15 protein-coding genes are annotated in these 15,193 nt (G+C 73.2%); 8 read left to right on the top strand and 7 right to left on the bottom strand.

Features of this window, described 5'->3' with window-relative positions:
• Positions 1–40: 40 nt before the first annotated feature.
• A complete protein-coding gene (locus tag ACBR40_RS17990; protein ID WP_371249461.1) occupies positions 41–1,207 on the bottom strand; it encodes a pyridoxal phosphate-dependent aminotransferase in 1,167 nt (388 codons plus the stop codon).
• 25 nt (positions 1,208–1,232) lie between these two features.
• On the opposite strand from ACBR40_RS17990, the gene ACBR40_RS17985 reads away from it, so the two are divergent.
• The 6 genes from ACBR40_RS17985 to ACBR40_RS17960 are packed head-to-tail and all read left to right on the top strand — an operon-like array spanning position 1,233 to position 6,023.
• The gene (locus tag ACBR40_RS17985; RefSeq protein WP_371249460.1) at positions 1,233–2,939 is read left to right on the top strand and encodes an alpha/beta hydrolase; all 1,707 of its coding nucleotides are present in this window, start codon (positions 1,233–1,235) and stop codon (positions 2,937–2,939) included.
• Positions 2,936–3,865, top strand: coding sequence for a DUF418 domain-containing protein (locus ACBR40_RS17980; RefSeq protein ID WP_344212091.1), 930 nt, complete (start codon positions 2,936–2,938; stop codon positions 3,863–3,865). The genes ACBR40_RS17985 and ACBR40_RS17980 overlap by 4 nt, the downstream gene beginning before the upstream one ends.
• Positions 3,825–4,601, top strand: a complete 777-nt coding sequence (locus tag ACBR40_RS17975; RefSeq protein WP_371249459.1) for a carbon-nitrogen hydrolase family protein — start codon at positions 3,825–3,827, stop codon at positions 4,599–4,601. Before ACBR40_RS17980 ends, ACBR40_RS17975 begins: the two co-directional genes overlap by 41 nt.
• Positions 4,602–4,627: 26 nt before the next feature.
• Entirely contained in the window at positions 4,628–5,074 is a 447-nt protein-coding gene (locus tag ACBR40_RS17970; protein WP_371249458.1) for a hypothetical protein, read from the top strand.
• The gene (locus ACBR40_RS17965) at positions 5,071–5,466 is read left to right on the top strand and encodes a hypothetical protein (RefSeq protein ID WP_371249457.1); all 396 of its coding nucleotides are present in this window, start codon (positions 5,071–5,073) and stop codon (positions 5,464–5,466) included. The genes ACBR40_RS17970 and ACBR40_RS17965 overlap by 4 nt, the downstream gene beginning before the upstream one ends.
• Positions 5,463–6,023 (top strand): GNAT family N-acetyltransferase, encoded by a 561-nt coding sequence (locus tag ACBR40_RS17960; RefSeq protein ID WP_371249456.1) that lies wholly within the window; start codon positions 5,463–5,465, stop codon positions 6,021–6,023. The genes ACBR40_RS17965 and ACBR40_RS17960 overlap by 4 nt, the downstream gene beginning before the upstream one ends.
• A gap of 163 nt (positions 6,024–6,186) precedes the next feature.
• Here the strand turns inward: ACBR40_RS17960 and ACBR40_RS17955 are convergent, their stop codons facing one another.
• Both ACBR40_RS17955 and ACBR40_RS17950 read right to left on the bottom strand, forming a co-directional pair.
• Positions 6,187–7,674 (bottom strand): carboxyl transferase domain-containing protein, encoded by a 1,488-nt coding sequence (locus ACBR40_RS17955; RefSeq protein WP_371249455.1) that lies wholly within the window; start codon positions 7,672–7,674, stop codon positions 6,187–6,189.
• A 64-nt stretch (positions 7,675–7,738) separates the two neighbouring features.
• The gene (locus ACBR40_RS17950; RefSeq protein ID WP_344212103.1) at positions 7,739–8,896 is read right to left on the bottom strand and encodes a CoA transferase; all 1,158 of its coding nucleotides are present in this window, start codon (positions 8,894–8,896) and stop codon (positions 7,739–7,741) included.
• A gap of 74 nt (positions 8,897–8,970) precedes the next feature.
• Here ACBR40_RS17950 and ACBR40_RS17945 point away from each other — a divergent pair, with 74 nt between their 5' ends.
• The gene (locus ACBR40_RS17945; protein WP_344212105.1) at positions 8,971–9,501 is read left to right on the top strand and encodes an AAA family ATPase; all 531 of its coding nucleotides are present in this window, start codon (positions 8,971–8,973) and stop codon (positions 9,499–9,501) included.
• A gap of 4 nt (positions 9,502–9,505) precedes the next feature.
• Here ACBR40_RS17945 and ACBR40_RS17940 read toward each other — a convergent pair whose 3' ends face one another.
• From ACBR40_RS17940 to ACBR40_RS17925, 4 genes are read right to left on the bottom strand one after another with little or no spacing between them, the layout of a single operon-like run.
• Entirely contained in the window at positions 9,506–10,174 is a 669-nt protein-coding gene (locus tag ACBR40_RS17940; protein ID WP_371249454.1) for a histidine phosphatase family protein, read from the bottom strand.
• Between the two features lie 2 nt (positions 10,175–10,176).
• Positions 10,177–11,985, bottom strand: coding sequence for a hydantoinase B/oxoprolinase family protein (locus tag ACBR40_RS17935; protein ID WP_371249453.1), 1,809 nt, complete (start codon positions 11,983–11,985; stop codon positions 10,177–10,179).
• Entirely contained in the window at positions 11,978–13,996 is a 2,019-nt protein-coding gene (locus ACBR40_RS17930; protein ID WP_371249451.1) for a hydantoinase/oxoprolinase family protein, read from the bottom strand. The genes ACBR40_RS17935 and ACBR40_RS17930 overlap by 8 nt, the downstream gene beginning before the upstream one ends.
• 7 nt (positions 13,997–14,003) lie before the next feature.
• Positions 14,004–14,375 carry a hypothetical protein gene (locus tag ACBR40_RS17925; RefSeq protein ID WP_344212112.1) on the bottom strand — a complete coding sequence of 124 codons (372 nt, stop codon included), beginning with the start codon at positions 14,373–14,375 and terminating at the stop codon, positions 14,004–14,006.
• A 75-nt stretch (positions 14,376–14,450) separates the two neighbouring features.
• On the opposite strand from ACBR40_RS17925, the gene ACBR40_RS17920 reads away from it, so the two are divergent.
• Positions 14,451–15,188, top strand: coding sequence for a thymidine kinase (locus tag ACBR40_RS17920; protein WP_371249450.1), 738 nt, complete (start codon positions 14,451–14,453; stop codon positions 15,186–15,188).
• Positions 15,189–15,193: the final 5 nt, after the last annotated feature.

Below are 15,193 nucleotides of genomic sequence, written 5' to 3'. Positions count from 1 at the left end.
CGACAGGCGCCTGAGCCTCAGGCCGACAGGCGCCTGAGCCTCAGGCCGACAGGCGCTTGAGCCTCGCCGCCGCCTCGTCGATGACCTCGTCCTTCTTGCAGAAGGCGAAACGCACGTAGTGCCTGCCGCGCTCGGGGCGGTCGTAGAAGACCTGGGTCGGGATGGCGACCACCCCGGCCAGCTCCGGCAGCCGCCGGGTCAGCTCCAGGCCGTCGGTGAAGCCGAGCGGCCTGATGTCGGTCTGCACGAAGTAGGTGCCGGCCGGCCGCAGCACCTCGAACCCGGCCGCCGCCAGCCCCTCCATCAGCCGGTCGCGCTTGTCCTGGAGCCCGGAACGCAGCGCGGACACCCACTCCAGCTCGTGCCGCAGCCCGTGGGCCACCGCGAGCTGCCACGGCGCGCTCGCCGTGAACGTGAGGAACTGCTTGACCGTCTGCACCGCCGTGACCAGCGGCGCCGGCGCGCACACCCAGCCGGTCTTCCAGCCGGTGACCGAGAACGTCTTGCCGGCGGAGGAGATCATCACCGTCCGCTCGCGCATGCCGGGCAGCGTGGCCATCGGGACGTGCGCGACGCCGTCGAAGGTCAGGTGCTCGTACACCTCGTCGGTGATCGCGATCAGGTCGCGCTCGCGGCAGAGCTCGGCGACGACCTCCAGCTCCTCCCGGGTGAAGACGGTGCCGGTCGGGTTGTGCGGCGAGTTGACCAGGACGGCGCGGGTGCGCGGCGTGACGGCGGCGCGCAACTCGTCGGGGTCGAAGGTGAAGCGACCCTCGACCGGCCGCAGGGTGACGGGCACCAGGCGGGCCTGGGCGAGGGCGATGGAGGCGGCGTAGGAGTCGTAGTAGGGCTCGAAGGCGATCACCTCGTCGCCGGGCTCGCACAGCGCCAGCACGCTCGCCGCGATGGCCTCGGTCGCGCCCACCGTGACCAGGACCTCGCGGGCGGGGTCGTAGTCGAGCCGGTAGTGGTCGGCCCGGTGCTCGGCGACCGCGCGGCGCAGCTCGGGCACGCCGGGCCCCGGAGGGTACTGGTTGGCGCCGGAGCCGACGGCCTGGACCGCCCGGTCGAGCATGGCGGCCGGTCCGTCGGTGTCGGGGAACCCCTGGCCGAGGTTGATCGAGCCGGTCTGTACGGCGAGCGCGCTCATCTCCGCGAAGATGGTCGTGCCAAAAGCACGCATCCTGGACACTAGTGGTTCCGTCACGGTCCCAGACTATTAGTCTCGTCGGGTGATCCTTCGGGTCGTGCTCGCTCTCGTCCTGTCCGCGCCGCCGGTCATGAGCCCCTCAGCGCCGCCCGCGCGGCCCTGTCCGGTCGCCGTCCCCGCCGGCACCACGTGCGGTTTCCTGCTCGTCCCCGAGCGCAGGGACGCCCCCGGACGGACGATCCGGGTGGGCTACGCCGTCCACCGCTCGGCCGTACGCGAGCGCAGGCCGGACCCCGTGGTCTACATGAGCGGCGGCCCCGGCTCGGCGTCGCTGCAGCTCACCGGCTTTCTCGCCCAGATGTTCCCCGACCGGGACGTGGTGGCGCTCGAACAGCGCGGTGGCCGCTACTCCGAGCCGGCGCTGGACTGCCCCGAGACCGCCGAGGCGCTGCTCGGGCAGCTCCGCCGCCCGCCCGCCGACGTGGCCGCCGCCGCCGTCACCTGCCGCGACCGGCTCCGCGAGCAGGGCGTGGACCTGCGCGGCTACACCACCAAGGAGATGGCGGCCGACGTCGTCGCGCTGCGCCGCGAGCTCGGCTACCCGAGCTGGAACCTGTTCGGCGTCAGCTACTCCACCCGCGTCATGGCGGAGGCCGCCGCCGCCGACCCCGAGGGCACCCGGTCGCTGGTGCTGGACTCGTTCCTGCCGGAGGGGGTCAACTGGTACGACGACGCCGAGCGCAACCTGGCCGACACGATGGCGAAGCTCGGCGTGAAGGACGCCTTCGAGGCCGTGACCGCCCGGCTCAACGCCTCCCCCGCCCGCGTGCCGGCCACCGATCCGCTGCTGGGGCAGGAGTTCACCGCGCGGCTGAGCGGCGACGACGTGGCCGCCGTGCTGTTCGAGGGGCTGGCAGGGGCGGACGTCGCGGCGGTGGCCCCGGCGCTGCTGCCCGCGCTCGCGGAGGGCCGCGACGAGCTGCTGCGGCCGCTCGCCGACGCCGCCGGTGAGGGGCTGGTCTCGCACGAGTTCGGGCTCTACCACGCGGTGCAGTGCCAGGACGAGCTGCCGTTCAACGCCTCCGCAGGTCGTTCCCGGCTGTTCACCCACAACGCCGACAAGGCGGTCTGCGACGCCTGGGCCCTGCCGCGCTCGCAGCCCAGCGCGGCGGCACCGCGCGCGCCCGCGTTCGTGCTCGGCGGCCAGTACGACCCCACCACGCCCGTCAGGACCAGCAGGCCGGCCGCCGAGGCGCTGCCGGACGGCCGCTTCGCCGAGATCCCGGGCGCCTCCCACGCCGTCTTCCTGTCCAGCGCGTGCGCCCGCCGCATGATCGTCGAGTTCGTCGCCGACCCGGCCGCCGGGACCGCCGCCTCCTGCCAGGACGCGGACGGCGGCCGGCGGGAGGACCTGCGGGTGACCGCGGCGCCGTACGCGATCGCGCGGGCGCCCTGGCTGGCCGCGCCGTTCGCGATCTTCGCGCTGACGGCGCTCGCGCAGCTCGTGGCGGCCGCGTTGAAGGGCCGGGCGCTCGCGGCGTACGGCGGGCTGTGCGGGGTGGCCTTCGCCGGGCTGACCGCCCAGGCGGTCTACGGCCTCGCGGCACGCAACGCGACGGCGCTGGCCGTCGGACTGCCCGCCGACGTCGTGCCCTACACGTGGATCGCGGTGGCCTCGGTCGTGCTCACGGCGGCCGGCGCGCTGCTGCGGTGGCGCCGGTGGCCCGGCTGGGCCGCGACCGCGGTGGGCGCCGGATTCCTCGTATGGTGGATGCTCTGGGTGACGTGACGCGCATCAGAGAGCTCGACGCGCTCCGCGGGTTCGCGGTGTGCGGCATCATGCTGGTCAACACCTGGCAGCACACGCGCGTCCCCAACGCGCCGGCCACCTCCGTGGACCTCGTCGTGGACCAGCTCTTCCAGAGCCGGTTCTACCCGATCTTCTCGGCGCTGTTCGGCATCAGCTTCATGCTGTTCCTGCGCGGCAACAGCAGGTGGGCGCTGCTCAGCCGGTTGTTCTGGCTCTACTGCTTCGGGCTGGCGCAGGGGCTGTTCTACGAGGGCGAGGTGCTGACCGACTACGCGCTCTGGGGGGCGGTGGCGCTGCTGCCCGCCTCGTTCATCCCCGGCGGCTGGGCGCAGCTCGCGCTCGGCGTGGCGGGGCTGGCGTGGGGGCTGCTCGCCAAGGGCGGCGGCTCGTGGCTGATCCCCGGCCTGCTCCTGGTGGGCATGGGGCTGTGGCGGCTGAATCCGCCCCGGTCGTTGCTGCTGCCGGGGTTCGCGGCGAGCGCCCTCGTCTCGGCGCTGCTCGGCTACGTCGCCTTCACCACCGGTGACTGGAACGCCTACAGCGTGGCCGCGCTGGCGGGGGCGCTGGCGTACTCGCTGGGGCTGCTCCTCGTGCTGCGGCCGTGGCTGTCGGCGGTGCTGGAGCCGCTCGGCCGGATGGCGCTGACCAACTACGTGACCGGCACCGCGTTGATCGTGCTGACGCTGCCGCTGGTCAGCGCCGACCCGACCCGCTGGGCGGTCGTGGGCCTCGCCGCCGTCACCATCGCCGCGCAGGCGCTGGGGAGCCGGTGGTGGCTGGCCCGCTACCGGTACGGGCCACTGGAGTGGGTCTGGCGGTGCCTGACCTGGTTTCGGCGGGTGCCCAACCGGTTAGAGTCGGGCCGTGACCACAATCGCCCTCTGCCAGATTCCGGTCTCCCCTGACCCCTCGACCAACCTCAAGAGGGCCAGGGAGGCGCTGTCCCGCGCCGAGGGGGCCGACCTCGCGATCTTCCCCGAGGCGACGCTGACCCGCTACGGCCGGCGCATCACGGACCTCGCCGAGCCGCTGGACGGGCCGTTCGTGTCGGGCCTCGCCGAGGCGGCCCGCGAGCACGGCCTGGCGGTGATCGCCGGGACGTTCGAGCCGGGCGACGGCCGGGTCCGCAACACGGCCGTGGCGCTCGACGCCCAGGGGGAGCTGCGGGCGGCCTACCGCAAGATCCACCTGTTCGACTCCTTCGGCGCGAAGGAGTCCGACCTGGTCGAGCCGGGCGCCGAGCCGGCGGTGGTCGAGCTGGCCGGACTCAGGATCGGGCTGATCACCTGCTACGACGTACGCTTCCCCGAGCTGGGCCGGGCGCTCGTCGACCGGGGGGCCGAGCTGTTCGCGGTGATCGCCGCCTGGGGATCGGGTCCGCTCAAGGAGGACCACTGGACGACCCTGGTCCGCGCGCGGGCCCTGGAGAACACCATGTGGACCGCCGCCGTCGGCCAGGCGCCCAACCCGGGCGAGTCGTCCGACGGCTACGGCGTGGGCCGCAGCATGCTGGTCGACCCGCTCGGCGTGGTCCGCGCCGACCTGGGCACCGCGCCGGGGGTGCAGGTGGTCGAGATCGACCGCGCGTACGCCGAGGCGGCGCGGGCGACGCTGCCCTGCCTTCAACACCGGGTCTTGTAGGGGTCAACCGACCGTAAAGTAGTAGCGTGAGCGGAACGCAGATGCAGAAAGTGATCCCGCCGCGTCTGCTCGTCCCCTATCTGTCGGGCAAGCGGACGGTGATCTCCGGATATGTCTACCGGGTGCAGGACTGCGTCAGGCTGACCACCCCCGAGGCGCTCTACTGGGGCCTCGATCTGTCGTTCGACGGCTCGGAGCTGTTCGCGGAGGTCCCCGAGGTGTATGTCATGCGCTGGTACGCCCGCGACGTCGACACCTACGCGGTGCCGTACGGTCCGCACATGGGCGGTGACTGGAGCGACGCCCCGCCGTTCGCCGGCAACGGCTTCACCACCTCGCCCGACCACGTCGTGCCGCAGTTCCACACCGTGCCGATGCCGATCCCCGCCGGGGCGGAGATCGTGCACGTCACGCGCGACGGCGAGCGGCCCTTCGCCGATTACGACGGGCTGACCTGGCGGCCCGCCGCATGAGCGAGGAGATCACGCCGGTCGCCTCCGGTTTCGTCGCCCGTTTCGGTGAGCACACCCTGCCCGCCGCCGTGGGGCCTGACGACGGCCAGGTGGTGCTGTTCAGCGAGGTCGAGCTGCCGGGCTTCGAGCCGGCCAGCGGCTACTGGCGGCGGCAGGTGGCGCGGGCCGAGGTCGAGTGGCTGGTGCTCGTCCGCACCGTGGGGGCGTTCGGCGGCGAGCCGTGCGTCATCCTCGACGAGGACGAGGACGGCCTGCACGTCGCCTACACGGGGCACAGCGGGATGAAGGCGGAGGCGTTGGGTTACTGGATGGTGGATCACGGGGCCTACGAGGTCGTGGTGCCCCGCGAGGAGGTCTTCTCCATCAGGGTCGAGCGGATCCCGGTCCCGTGAAGCACCTCTTCGCGGTGGAGCTCGGTGACGACGGCGCGCTGCTGGCGGCCCTGGAGCCGTGGCGGGCGGAGGAGTTCCTGGCGCACATGGAGCGCGGCAGGGAGCACATCGGGCGCTACACCGGCCTCGCCGACGTCGTGACGGACCTGGAGTCCGCCCGGTCCTACCTGGTGTCCTACGCCGACAAGGCCGCCGCCGACAGCGGCCGGCTCTACGGCATCTGGCTGGACGGGCTGCTGGTCGGCGGGGTGCTGTTCCGCACGATGGACGTCGCCCAGGGCGTCGCCGAGGCAGGCTGCTGGCTGGAGCCCGCGGCCGTGGGCAAGGGGCTGGTCACGCGGGCGGTGCGGGTGATCATCGACTGGGCGGTCGAGGAGCGCGGCATCCATCGCGTGGAGTGGTGGGTGGCGGCCGACAACGCCGCCAGCATCGCGGTGGCCCGGCGGCTCGGGATGACCCGCGACGGGGTGCTGCGGGAGCACTATTCGCATCGGGGGCGGCGGCTCGACATGGAGATCTGGTCGGTGCTCGCCCCGGAGTGGCGCGCCGCCCGCTGAGCCCAGAGGCCGGCGCCTCCAGCGCCCGGGCAGCGGCGGTCAGGCGCCGAGGTCGCGGTAGCGTTCAGGTCCCGAGGTCGCGGCGCGGTCACACGCCAAAGTTGCGGCAGTGGTCAGGCGCGAGGACTCGGTAGCGGTCGGACCGCCAAGTTTGCGGCGGCGGTCAGGTGCCCAGGTTGCGGTAGCGGGACAGGCGGGTGGCGAGGCGGTCGGCCGGGTTCTGGCGCAGCAGCATCGCGATCTCGTGCTCCAGCGCCCGCCCCACCCGCTCGCAGAACTGCCGCGGCTCGTAGGCGGCGTCGGGCAGCTCCGGGATGACCCGGTCCACGATGCCGTCGCGCCGCAGGTCGGTGGCGCGGACGCGCTGCAGCCGGGCGATCTCGGGGGCGAAGTCGACCGAGCGGTAGAGGATCGCCGAGGCCCCCTCCGGCGGCAGCGGCGACAGCCAGGCGTGCTGGGCGCACAGCACCCGGTCGGCGGGCAGCAGGGCCAGCGCCGCGCCGCCCGCGCCCTCGCCGAGCAGCAGGCAGACGGTCGGCACGTCGAGCATGACCAGCTCGGCCAGGCAGCGGGCGATCTCGGCGGCGAGGCCGCCCTCCTCGGCAGCCTTGGACAGGTCGGCCCCTCCGGTGTCGATGACGGTGACCAGCGGCAGGCCCAGCTCGCCGGCCAGCCGTACGCCGCGCCTGGCGACCCGCAGCGCGGCCGGGCCGAGCGGCGCGCTGACCCGCTGGATGCGCCGGTCCTGGCCGAGCACCACGGCCGGCGCGCTGCCGAACCTGGCCAGCGCGAGCAGCAGTCCTGGCTCGTTGTCGCCGGTGCCGGTGCCGCTCAGCGGGGTGGCCTCGGTGGCGGCGAGCTTGAGCAGACTGCGTACGCCGGGCCGGTCGTCGCGCCGCGAGCGGGTGATCGCCTCCCACGCCTCGGCCGGGCGCAGGTCCTCCTCCGGCGGCTCGCCCGCCTCGACCGCGCCCAGGTCGGCGGCGAGCACGCCGAGCGCGCGGATCGCGACCGGGCGCAGGGCGTCGGCCGACACCACGGCGTCGAGCAGGCCCTTGTGGAAGAGGTTCTCGGCGACCTGGACGCCCTCGGGGAACGGGTAGCCGTGCAGCGCCTCGAACACCCGCGGCCCCATGAACCCGATGAGCGCGCCCGGCTCGGCGGCCGTGACGTGCGCGAGCGACCCCCACGAGGCCAGCACGCCGCCGGTCGTCGGGTGGCGGAGGTAGACCAGGTAGGGCAGACCGAGCGCGCGGTGCCCCTGGATCGCCGCGGTGATCTTCACCATCTGCACGAACGCCTGCGCGCCCTCCTGCATGCGGGTGCCGCCCGAGGCGGGGGCGGCCAGCAGCGGCAGGCGCTCGCGGCCGGCCCGCTCGATCGCGGCGGTGATCCGCTCGGCCGCGGCCACCCCGATGGAGCCCGCCATGAACGAGAACTCCGAGGCCACCACCGCCACCCTGCGGCCATCGAGCAGCCCCTCGCCGGTGATCACGGCCTCGTCGTAGCCGGACTTGACCCGGGCGGCGGCCAGCTCGTCGGCGTAGGGAGAGCCCGGCTCGGCCGGGTCGGCGGGCGGCGCGTCCCACGACTTCCACGACCCCCTGTCGAGGACCGTTTCGATCAGTGTGCGCGCGTCCGGACGGCTCACTCTCGCTCCCTCGTGGTCGGCCCTGCGGTGTTGACGCGCGAGCGCCGGTGGCGTCGCGTGGCGGTCATCGTTCGCGCTCCTCCAGCCAGGCGAGCACCGTCTCGCCGTCCTGGCCGAGCATCGGGGGCGCGGTGTGCTCGCGGGCGGGCAGGCCGTCGAAGCGCAGCGGCGGCCCCGGCAGCTCGACCCGGCCGAGCACCGGGTGGTCGACCTCCACGACCAGTCCCTGGGAGCGGGTCTGCTCCCACGTGTAGACCTCGTCGATGGAGCGGATCGCGCCCGCCGGCACACCGGCCGCGCCGAGTTCGGCCAGCCAGTGGGCGCGGTCGTGGGCGGCCAGCGCCTTCTCCATCTCGGCGACCAGCTCGTCGCGGTGGGCGCGGCGGTCGCGGTTGGTGCGGTAGCGCGGGGTGTCGGGGTCGATGCCGAGCAGCCCGGCGACCTTGCGCCACTGGCCGTCGTTGGCGGCGGCGATCTGCAGCATGCCGTCGGCGCAGCGGAACGAGCCGTAGGGGGTGATCGAGGCGTGGTGGTTGCCGGCGGCGCGGGACACCTGGCCGCCGACCGTCCAGGCGGTGCCGTGGTAGGAGTGGACGCCGGTGACGGCGGCCAGCAGGGACGTGCGCACGACGCGGCCCTTGCCGGTGTGCTCGCGCTCGTAGAGTGCGGCGGCGACGCCGTACGCGCCGTGGATGCCGGCCAGCAGGTCGGCGATCGAGGCGCCCACGCGGTAGGGCTCCTCGGGCGAGGGGCCGGTCAGCGACATCAGCCCGGCCTCGCCCTGGGCGATCTGGTCGTAGCCCGGCCGCCCGCCCTCGGGGCCGTCGTGGCCGAAGCCGGTGATCGACAGGACGACCAGGCGCGGGTTGAGCTCGTGCAGGCGCTCGACGGAGAAGCCGAGGCGGTCGAGCACGCCGGGGCGGAAGTTCTCGACGAGGACGTCGCTCTGGCGGACGAGGCGTTCGATGACGGCTTTGCCCTCGGCGGACTTGAGGTCGAGGGCGATGGACTGCTTGTTGCGATTGGCTGCCAGGAAATATGTCGATATTTCGTGATCAGGGCCTACGAACGGCGGGCCCCAGCCCCGCGACTCGTCGCCGCCGTCAGGATGCTCCACCTTGATCACCCGTGCGCCGAGGTCGCCCAGCATCTGCGCGGCGTGCGGCCCGGCCAGCGCCCTGGACAGATCCAGCACGACGATGTCGCCGAGGGGTCCGAGCACGGTCAACCTCCTGCTTGCGTCGGGTGAAAGAACATTCTCTCAGTTGCGGGTGATCCGTCACCTACCCTGGGTCGGTGAATTCGCTGGCCGCCCGCATCCGGGACCTGCCGCCCTCCTGCGGCCCCGTCCGCCTGGTCGCCGTGGACGGGCCGGCCGGGTCGGGCAAGACGACGTTCGCCGGGCGGCTCGCGGAGGCGCTGGGCTGCCAGGTCGTCCACAGCGACGACTTCCCCGTGCCGTGGGAGGAGGGCCCCGGCGGCTGGTTCCACGCGCTGGAGGAGCAGGTGCTGCGGCCGCTGCGCGACGGGCGGCCCGGCGGGTTCCGGCGCTACGACTGGGTGCGGGGCGCCTATGCCGAGCAGGTGGCCGTGCCGCCCGCGCCGGTGCTCGTCGTCGAGGGCGTCGGCACCGCCCGCGCCTCGGCCGCGCACCTGGTGGCGTACACGGTGTGGGTGGAGGCCGCCGAGCCGGTGCGGCTGGCCCGCGTGCTGGCGCGGGACGGGCCCGAGCTGGCCCCGCGCTGGCGGGAGTGGTTCGCGGCCGAGCGCGCGTGGTTCGCCGCGGACGGCACCCGCGAGCGCGCCGACCTCGTCGTGCGCACCTGAGCGCTCACGCCAGGTGCCCCACGTCGTTGAAGCGCACCGGCGCGAAGGACCGCTCCCCCGCGCGCCAGACCGACACCGAGGCGTTGAGCACCGGCGCGAGGGGCGGGCCGGTGCTCTGGACGCCCTCCAGGACGTGGCGGAGCGCCAGCACCACCGAGTCGTGCGCGACGATCAGCACCGGCCGGCCGCCGGCCTGCCCGTCCAGGTCCCGTACGAACGCCCGCACCCGCGCCACCACGTCCGTCAGCGACTCACCGCCGGGCGGGCGGAAGGCGTAGACGCCCGCCGCCTCGCGCCGCGCCGCCTCCTCAGGGAAGCGCTCGCGGACGGCCGCCGGGTTGAGCCGGTCGAAGGCCCCCTGCTCCTGGTCCCTGAGCCGCTCGTCCACGGTGACCGGCAGCGTGTCACCCCAGCCGTCCCCCGCGACCTCCCAGGTCTCGCGCGCCCGCAGGTAGGGCGAGCACCACACCGCCTCGGGCCGCTCGCCGGCGGGCAGCGCCGCGAGCAGCCGCCCGAGCGCCGCCGACTGCCGCCGGCCGAGGGCGGTGAGGCGCACCTCGTCGTCGCCCAGCCCGTAGACCAGCGGCCGGTCGCCCGCCTCCCGGTGCGCGAGGTTGGCCTCGCTCTCGCCGTGGCGTACCGCGATGATCCGCGAAGGTCCGGCGCCGGCCATGGTCAGAGCTCGTCCACGTCCGCCTGGGTCCGGCCGCCCGACAGCCTGGCGAAGCCCGGCCCGCGGTCGAAGAAGCGGTTGGACGGGGGCCGCAGCGTGGCGCGCAGCTCGGCGGTGCCCCGCTCGTCGATGCGGTCGCCGTCCAGCACCACGCCGTAGTCGCCGAGCGCGCCCGCGATCGAGACCTTCCCGTCGCGGACGTCGGCGGCGACGGCGCGCGGGTCGCGGTCGTAGGGGGAGCCCCAGCCTCCGCCCCCGGTGGTGCGGATGCGGATGATCTCGCCGGCGTGCACCGGGAAGTCGTCCACCAGGCCGTCCATCTCCTTGCCGTTGACCTCGACCCGGAACGGCCGCCCGGCCAGGCCGCCGTTGACGCCCCAGCACGACAGGATCGAACGGTCGGCGATCGACATGTACGAGGCGTCGCGCAGCATCCTGATGTGCTTGTCGTAGCCGAGCCCGCCGCGGAACGTGCCCGGCCCGCCGGAGTCGCAGGCGAGCCCCAGCCGCTCGACCCGGAACGGCCAGCGGGCCTCGGCGAACTCGACCGGGATGTTGCGCGAGTCGGGCACGACGTGGATGGTGTCCTCGCCGTCGGCGTACCAGCGTCCGCCTGAGCCGCCGCCCAGGACCTCGCGCATGAGGTAGGGCTGCCCTTCGGCGTCCGCGCCGTACACGCCGGTGTAGCGGATCGTCTCCTGGTCGGCCGGCATCCGCCCGCCGGTGGCCTTGGCGAGCACGCCGGCGAGCACGCCGAGCAGGCGCAGGATGACGAACGTGCGGGCGTTGGTCGGGGCGGGGAAGACGGGCGTGAGCAGCGTGCCCTTCTCCGGGAAGATCATCTTGATGAGGGGCACGACGCCTTCGTTGACGTCCAGCTCGGCCATCCGCTCGGGCGTGTCGGCCAGGTTGCGCAGGATCGGGGCCAGCCACTTCTTGAGGAAAACGCCGTCCGCGTAGTCGCCCGCGTGGTTGATCGGGCCCTTGGCCTGCGGCGAGGTGCCGGTGAAGTCGATGGTCAGCGGCGACTCGGCGGCGTGGTCCACGGTCAACGTGATCCGCTGGGCGTGCAGGCGGGGCTCGTCCACGCCGTCGTGCTCGGCGTAGTCCTCCCACACGTACGTCCCCTCGGGGATCTTCGACAGCAGCTCGCGGCGGAAGGTCTCGGTGGTCTTGCCGATGATCGCGTCGAAGCACCCCTGGACCGCCTCGCGGCCATAGCGCTCGAACAGCTCGCCCAGCCGCCGCGCGCCCATCAGACAGGCCGAGCACTCGGCGTCGAGGTCGCCGGCCAGCGAGTCGGGCATGCGGGAGTTGCGGGTCATGATGCGCAGCGCGGCCTCGTTCGGCACGCCCTGGTCCCACAGCTTGATCGGGGGGACCATCAGGCCCTCCTCGAACACCGAGCGCGCGTGCGAGGGCATCGACCCCGGCACGCTGCCGCCGATGTCGTCGTGGTGGCCGAACGCCTGCACGAACGCCACCACCTCGCCGTCGTGGAAGACCGGAACGGTCACGCACAGGTCGGGCAGGTGGCCGATGCCGCCCTCGGACAGGTAGACGTCGTTGTGGAAGTAGACGTCGCCGGGCCGCATCGTCTCGATCGGGAAGTCGCGCACGACCGGCTGGACCAGCGCGCTGTAGGAGCGGCCGGTCAGCTTGCGCAGGCGGGCGTCGTGGATGCCGGCGCGGAAGTCGTGCGCGTCGCGGATCATCGGCGAGCGGGCCGTGCGCGCGATCGCGGTCTCGACCTCCTTCTCGACCGACGCCAGTGTGCCCTCGACGATCTCGATGAGGATGGGATCAGTCACGCTTGACCTCCACGTTGCCGTACGCGTCCACGGTCGCGGTGAAGCCCGGATGGATGGGGATGGTCGAGCCGTACTCCTCGATGACGGCGGGGCCGCTCACCGTCGCGCCGGGGCCGAGCGCGGCGCGCTGGTGGATCGGCGTGTCGCGGGTCTCGTCGAAGTGCACGGCCCGTACGGAGGTCGCGCCCGCGCCCGGCTTGTCCAGGGGACGCAGGGCCGGGCGGGTGATGGGCCCGACGCCCGAGACGCGCAGGTTGACCCATTCGACCGCGTGGCGGGGGTCGTCGCGGTAGGCGTAGCCGTACAGCTTCTCGTGCGCCTCGTGGAAGCGCTCGACGACCTGGGCCCGCCATTCGGCGTCGATCTCCCCCGCCGGGGCGGGGACCCTGACCTCGTAGCCCTGGCCGTAGTAGCGCAGGTCGGCGCTGCGGATGTGGACGGGGTCGGTGAAGCCCTCGCGCTCCAGCGCCTCCGCCGCCTGATGCTCCAGGTCGTCGAAGATCTCCGCGGCCTTGCCGAGTGACAGGTCGCGGGTGACGTACGTGCGTACGTAGTCGTTCTTGACGTCCACCGTGAGCAGCCCGAACGCCGAGACGTTGCCGGGGTCGCGCGGGACGACGACCGAGGGCAGCCCCAGGATGTCGATGAGCCGGCAGGCCAGCAGCGGCCCGGAACCGCCGAACGTCACCAGCGGGAAGTCCCGCACGTCCAGCCCCCGCTTGACCGTGAGCTGGCGGATCGCGTTGCTCTGGTTGAACGCGCTGATCTCCAGGATGCCCGTCGCGGTGCGCTCGGGGGTGAGGCCGAGCTTGTCGGCCAGGGCCTCGATGCCGGCGCGGGCCGCCCCGGCGTCCAGCGGGATCTCGCCGCCCAGCAGGTGCGGCGGCACCCGGCCGAGGAAGACGTGCGCGTCGGTGACCGTGACCTCGGTGCCGCCCCTGCCGTAGCAGATCGGGCCGGGGTCGGCGCCGGCGGAGCGCGGGCCGACCTTGAGCGTGCCCTCCGGCGAGATCCACGCGACCGAGCCGCCGCCCGCGCCGACCGTCACGATGTCGATCATCGGGATCTTGCACGGGTAGCGCCCGATCGTGCCCTCGGTGGTGATCGATGGCTCGCCGTCGATCACCACCGACACGTCGGTGGAGGTCCCGCCGCCGTCCAGCGTGATCACGGACTTGTGGCCGGCGGTGGAGGCGATGAGCGCCGCGCCGAGCGCCCCGGCCGCCGGGCCCGACAGGACGGTGGTGATCGGCTGGTTGACGACCTCGCGGGCCGACAGGATGCCGCCGTTGGACTTCATCACCGAGAACGGGCGGCCGAGCCGGGTGGACAGGTTGGCGAGGTAGCCGCGCATCGCGGGCTTGACGGCGGCGTCCACCAGCGTGGTGACCGAACGCTCGTACTCGCGGTACTCGCGCAGCACGTCGCTGGAGAGCGAGATCACCGCCTCCGGGTGCTCACGCCACAGCACCTCGCGCATGCGCCGCTCGTGCTCCGGGTTGGCGTAGGAGTGCAGGAAGCAGACGCCGATCGCGTTGATGCCCTTCGCGCGGAACCAGCGGGCCGCCTCGACGGCCTGCTCCTCCGAGAACGGCCGCACCTCCGCGCCCAGGTGGTCGAGCCGGCCGCCGACGGTGCGTACGTGATGCACTGGGACGATCCGCGGCGGTTTGACCCAGAAGTAGGAGTTGCCGTAGCCGTCGGGGACGCTCTGCCGGGCGATCTCCAGGATGAACTCGAACCCCTCGGTCGTGATGAAGCCGAGGCCGGAGATGCGGTCCTCCAGGAGCTGGTTCGTGGCGACGGTCGTGCCGTGCACGATGCCGCCCACGTCGAAGCCGCCGCCGCCGTCGAGCTCGCTCAGCTTGGCGATGCCCGCGAGGAACCCGTCGGCCGGGTTCGCGGGCGTCGAGGGGGTCTTGGTGGTGAGGATCTCACCGGTCTGCTCGTCCACCGCGACGACGTCGGTGAACGTCCCCCCGGTGTCCACTCCGATTCGTACGCTTCGCATGGCTCCTCTAGCTTCGGCGCCGGCCGAGCACTTCGTCGACGACCCTGGGCGCGTTGGCCGTGCCGACGTGCGCGGCCAGGCGGATCGCCAGCTCCTGTGTCCTGGCCAGCTCCGCCTCCACCCTGGCCTTGCCCGACTGGCCGGCCTGCACTCCGAAGTACGCGCCGACGATCGTACCGATCACCCCCGCCACCCCGGCGAAAAGCGAGGCGAACTCTCGCGTGGCGAACACCGCCGCCGCGAAGGCGACCAGGACCGCCACGATTCCCGCCACGACCACGTAGAAGCCGTAGCGCCATCGGGTGGCGTCGGCCTGCGCGGCGGTAAGGTCGTCCTGCTGCAACATCGCGTCGAGCGGGGACGGTTTGTCGGTGACCACAGTTCCTCCTGAAACCTCAGGGGGAAAATGTCCCACGAGGTCATGGAACAAGCCAAGCCACTAAGCTGGCGGCCCGTGACCCAATCGTCTGCCTTGTCGCCGGTGCCGTCCGGGGCGCGGGATGCCGTGCTGAAGTTCTACTTCGGCCCCATGGACTGCGGGAAGTCCACCCTCGCGCTTCAGATGAACTACAACCACGCGAGACAGGGCCGGCGCGGCCTGGTGCTCACCAAGCACGACCGCTCGGGCGGACCCCAGGTGACCAGCCGCATCGGGCTCGGGCTGGAGGCCGTCGAGGTGGAGGACGGTCTCGACCTCGTCCGGCTGGTGACCTCGTACGACCGCGTCGACTACCTCATCTGCGACGAGGCGTGCTTCTACAGCGTCGAGCAGATCGAGCAGCTCGCCGACCTGGTGGACGAGCACGGCGTGGACGTCTACGCCTTCGGGCTCGCCTCCGACTTCCGTTCGGTGATGTTCCCGGCCGCGCAGCGGCTGTTCGAGCTGGCCGACGAGGTGTGCCGGCTGCAGGTCGAGGTGCTGTGCTGGTGCGGGCGGCCCGGGCAGCTCAACGCGCGGGTGGTGGGCGGCGTGATGGCGCGGACCGGGGAGCAGGTGGTCATCGGCGACACCGACGACTCGCCGGTGCGCTACCAGGTGCTCTGCCGCCGCCACCACCGGTCCGGGCAGCTCGGCGAGGGCACCCCCGCCGACCGGCCCGGACCGATCGAAGAGGCCTCCCCCGCCGACCGGCCCGGCCGGTCCGGCCGGCTTGACGACGTCCTCGCGCCGGCCGCTCAGACCGCGCAGTAGCCCGT

It is taken from the genome of Nonomuraea sp. AD125B (assembly GCF_041402765.1).
GTDB lineage: Bacteria > Actinomycetota > Actinomycetes > Streptosporangiales > Streptosporangiaceae > Nonomuraea > Nonomuraea bangladeshensis.
The sequence above is the reverse complement of the archived record's forward strand: the minus strand, read 5'-3'. Positions and strand labels throughout refer to the sequence as shown.

Bases quoted from the DNA above. Each gene is read 5' to 3' on its own strand.
- ACBR40_RS17965 (WP_371249457.1), top strand. From the start codon at position 5,071: ATGAGCGAGGAGATCACGCCGGTCGCCTCCGGTTTCGTCGCCCGTTTC.
- ACBR40_RS17930 (WP_371249451.1), bottom strand. From the start codon at position 13,996: ATGCGAAGCGTACGAATCGGAGTGGACACCGGGGGGACGTTCACCGAC.
- ACBR40_RS17940 (WP_371249454.1), bottom strand. From the start codon at position 10,174: ATGGCCGGCGCCGGACCTTCGCGGATCATCGCGGTACGCCACGGCGAG.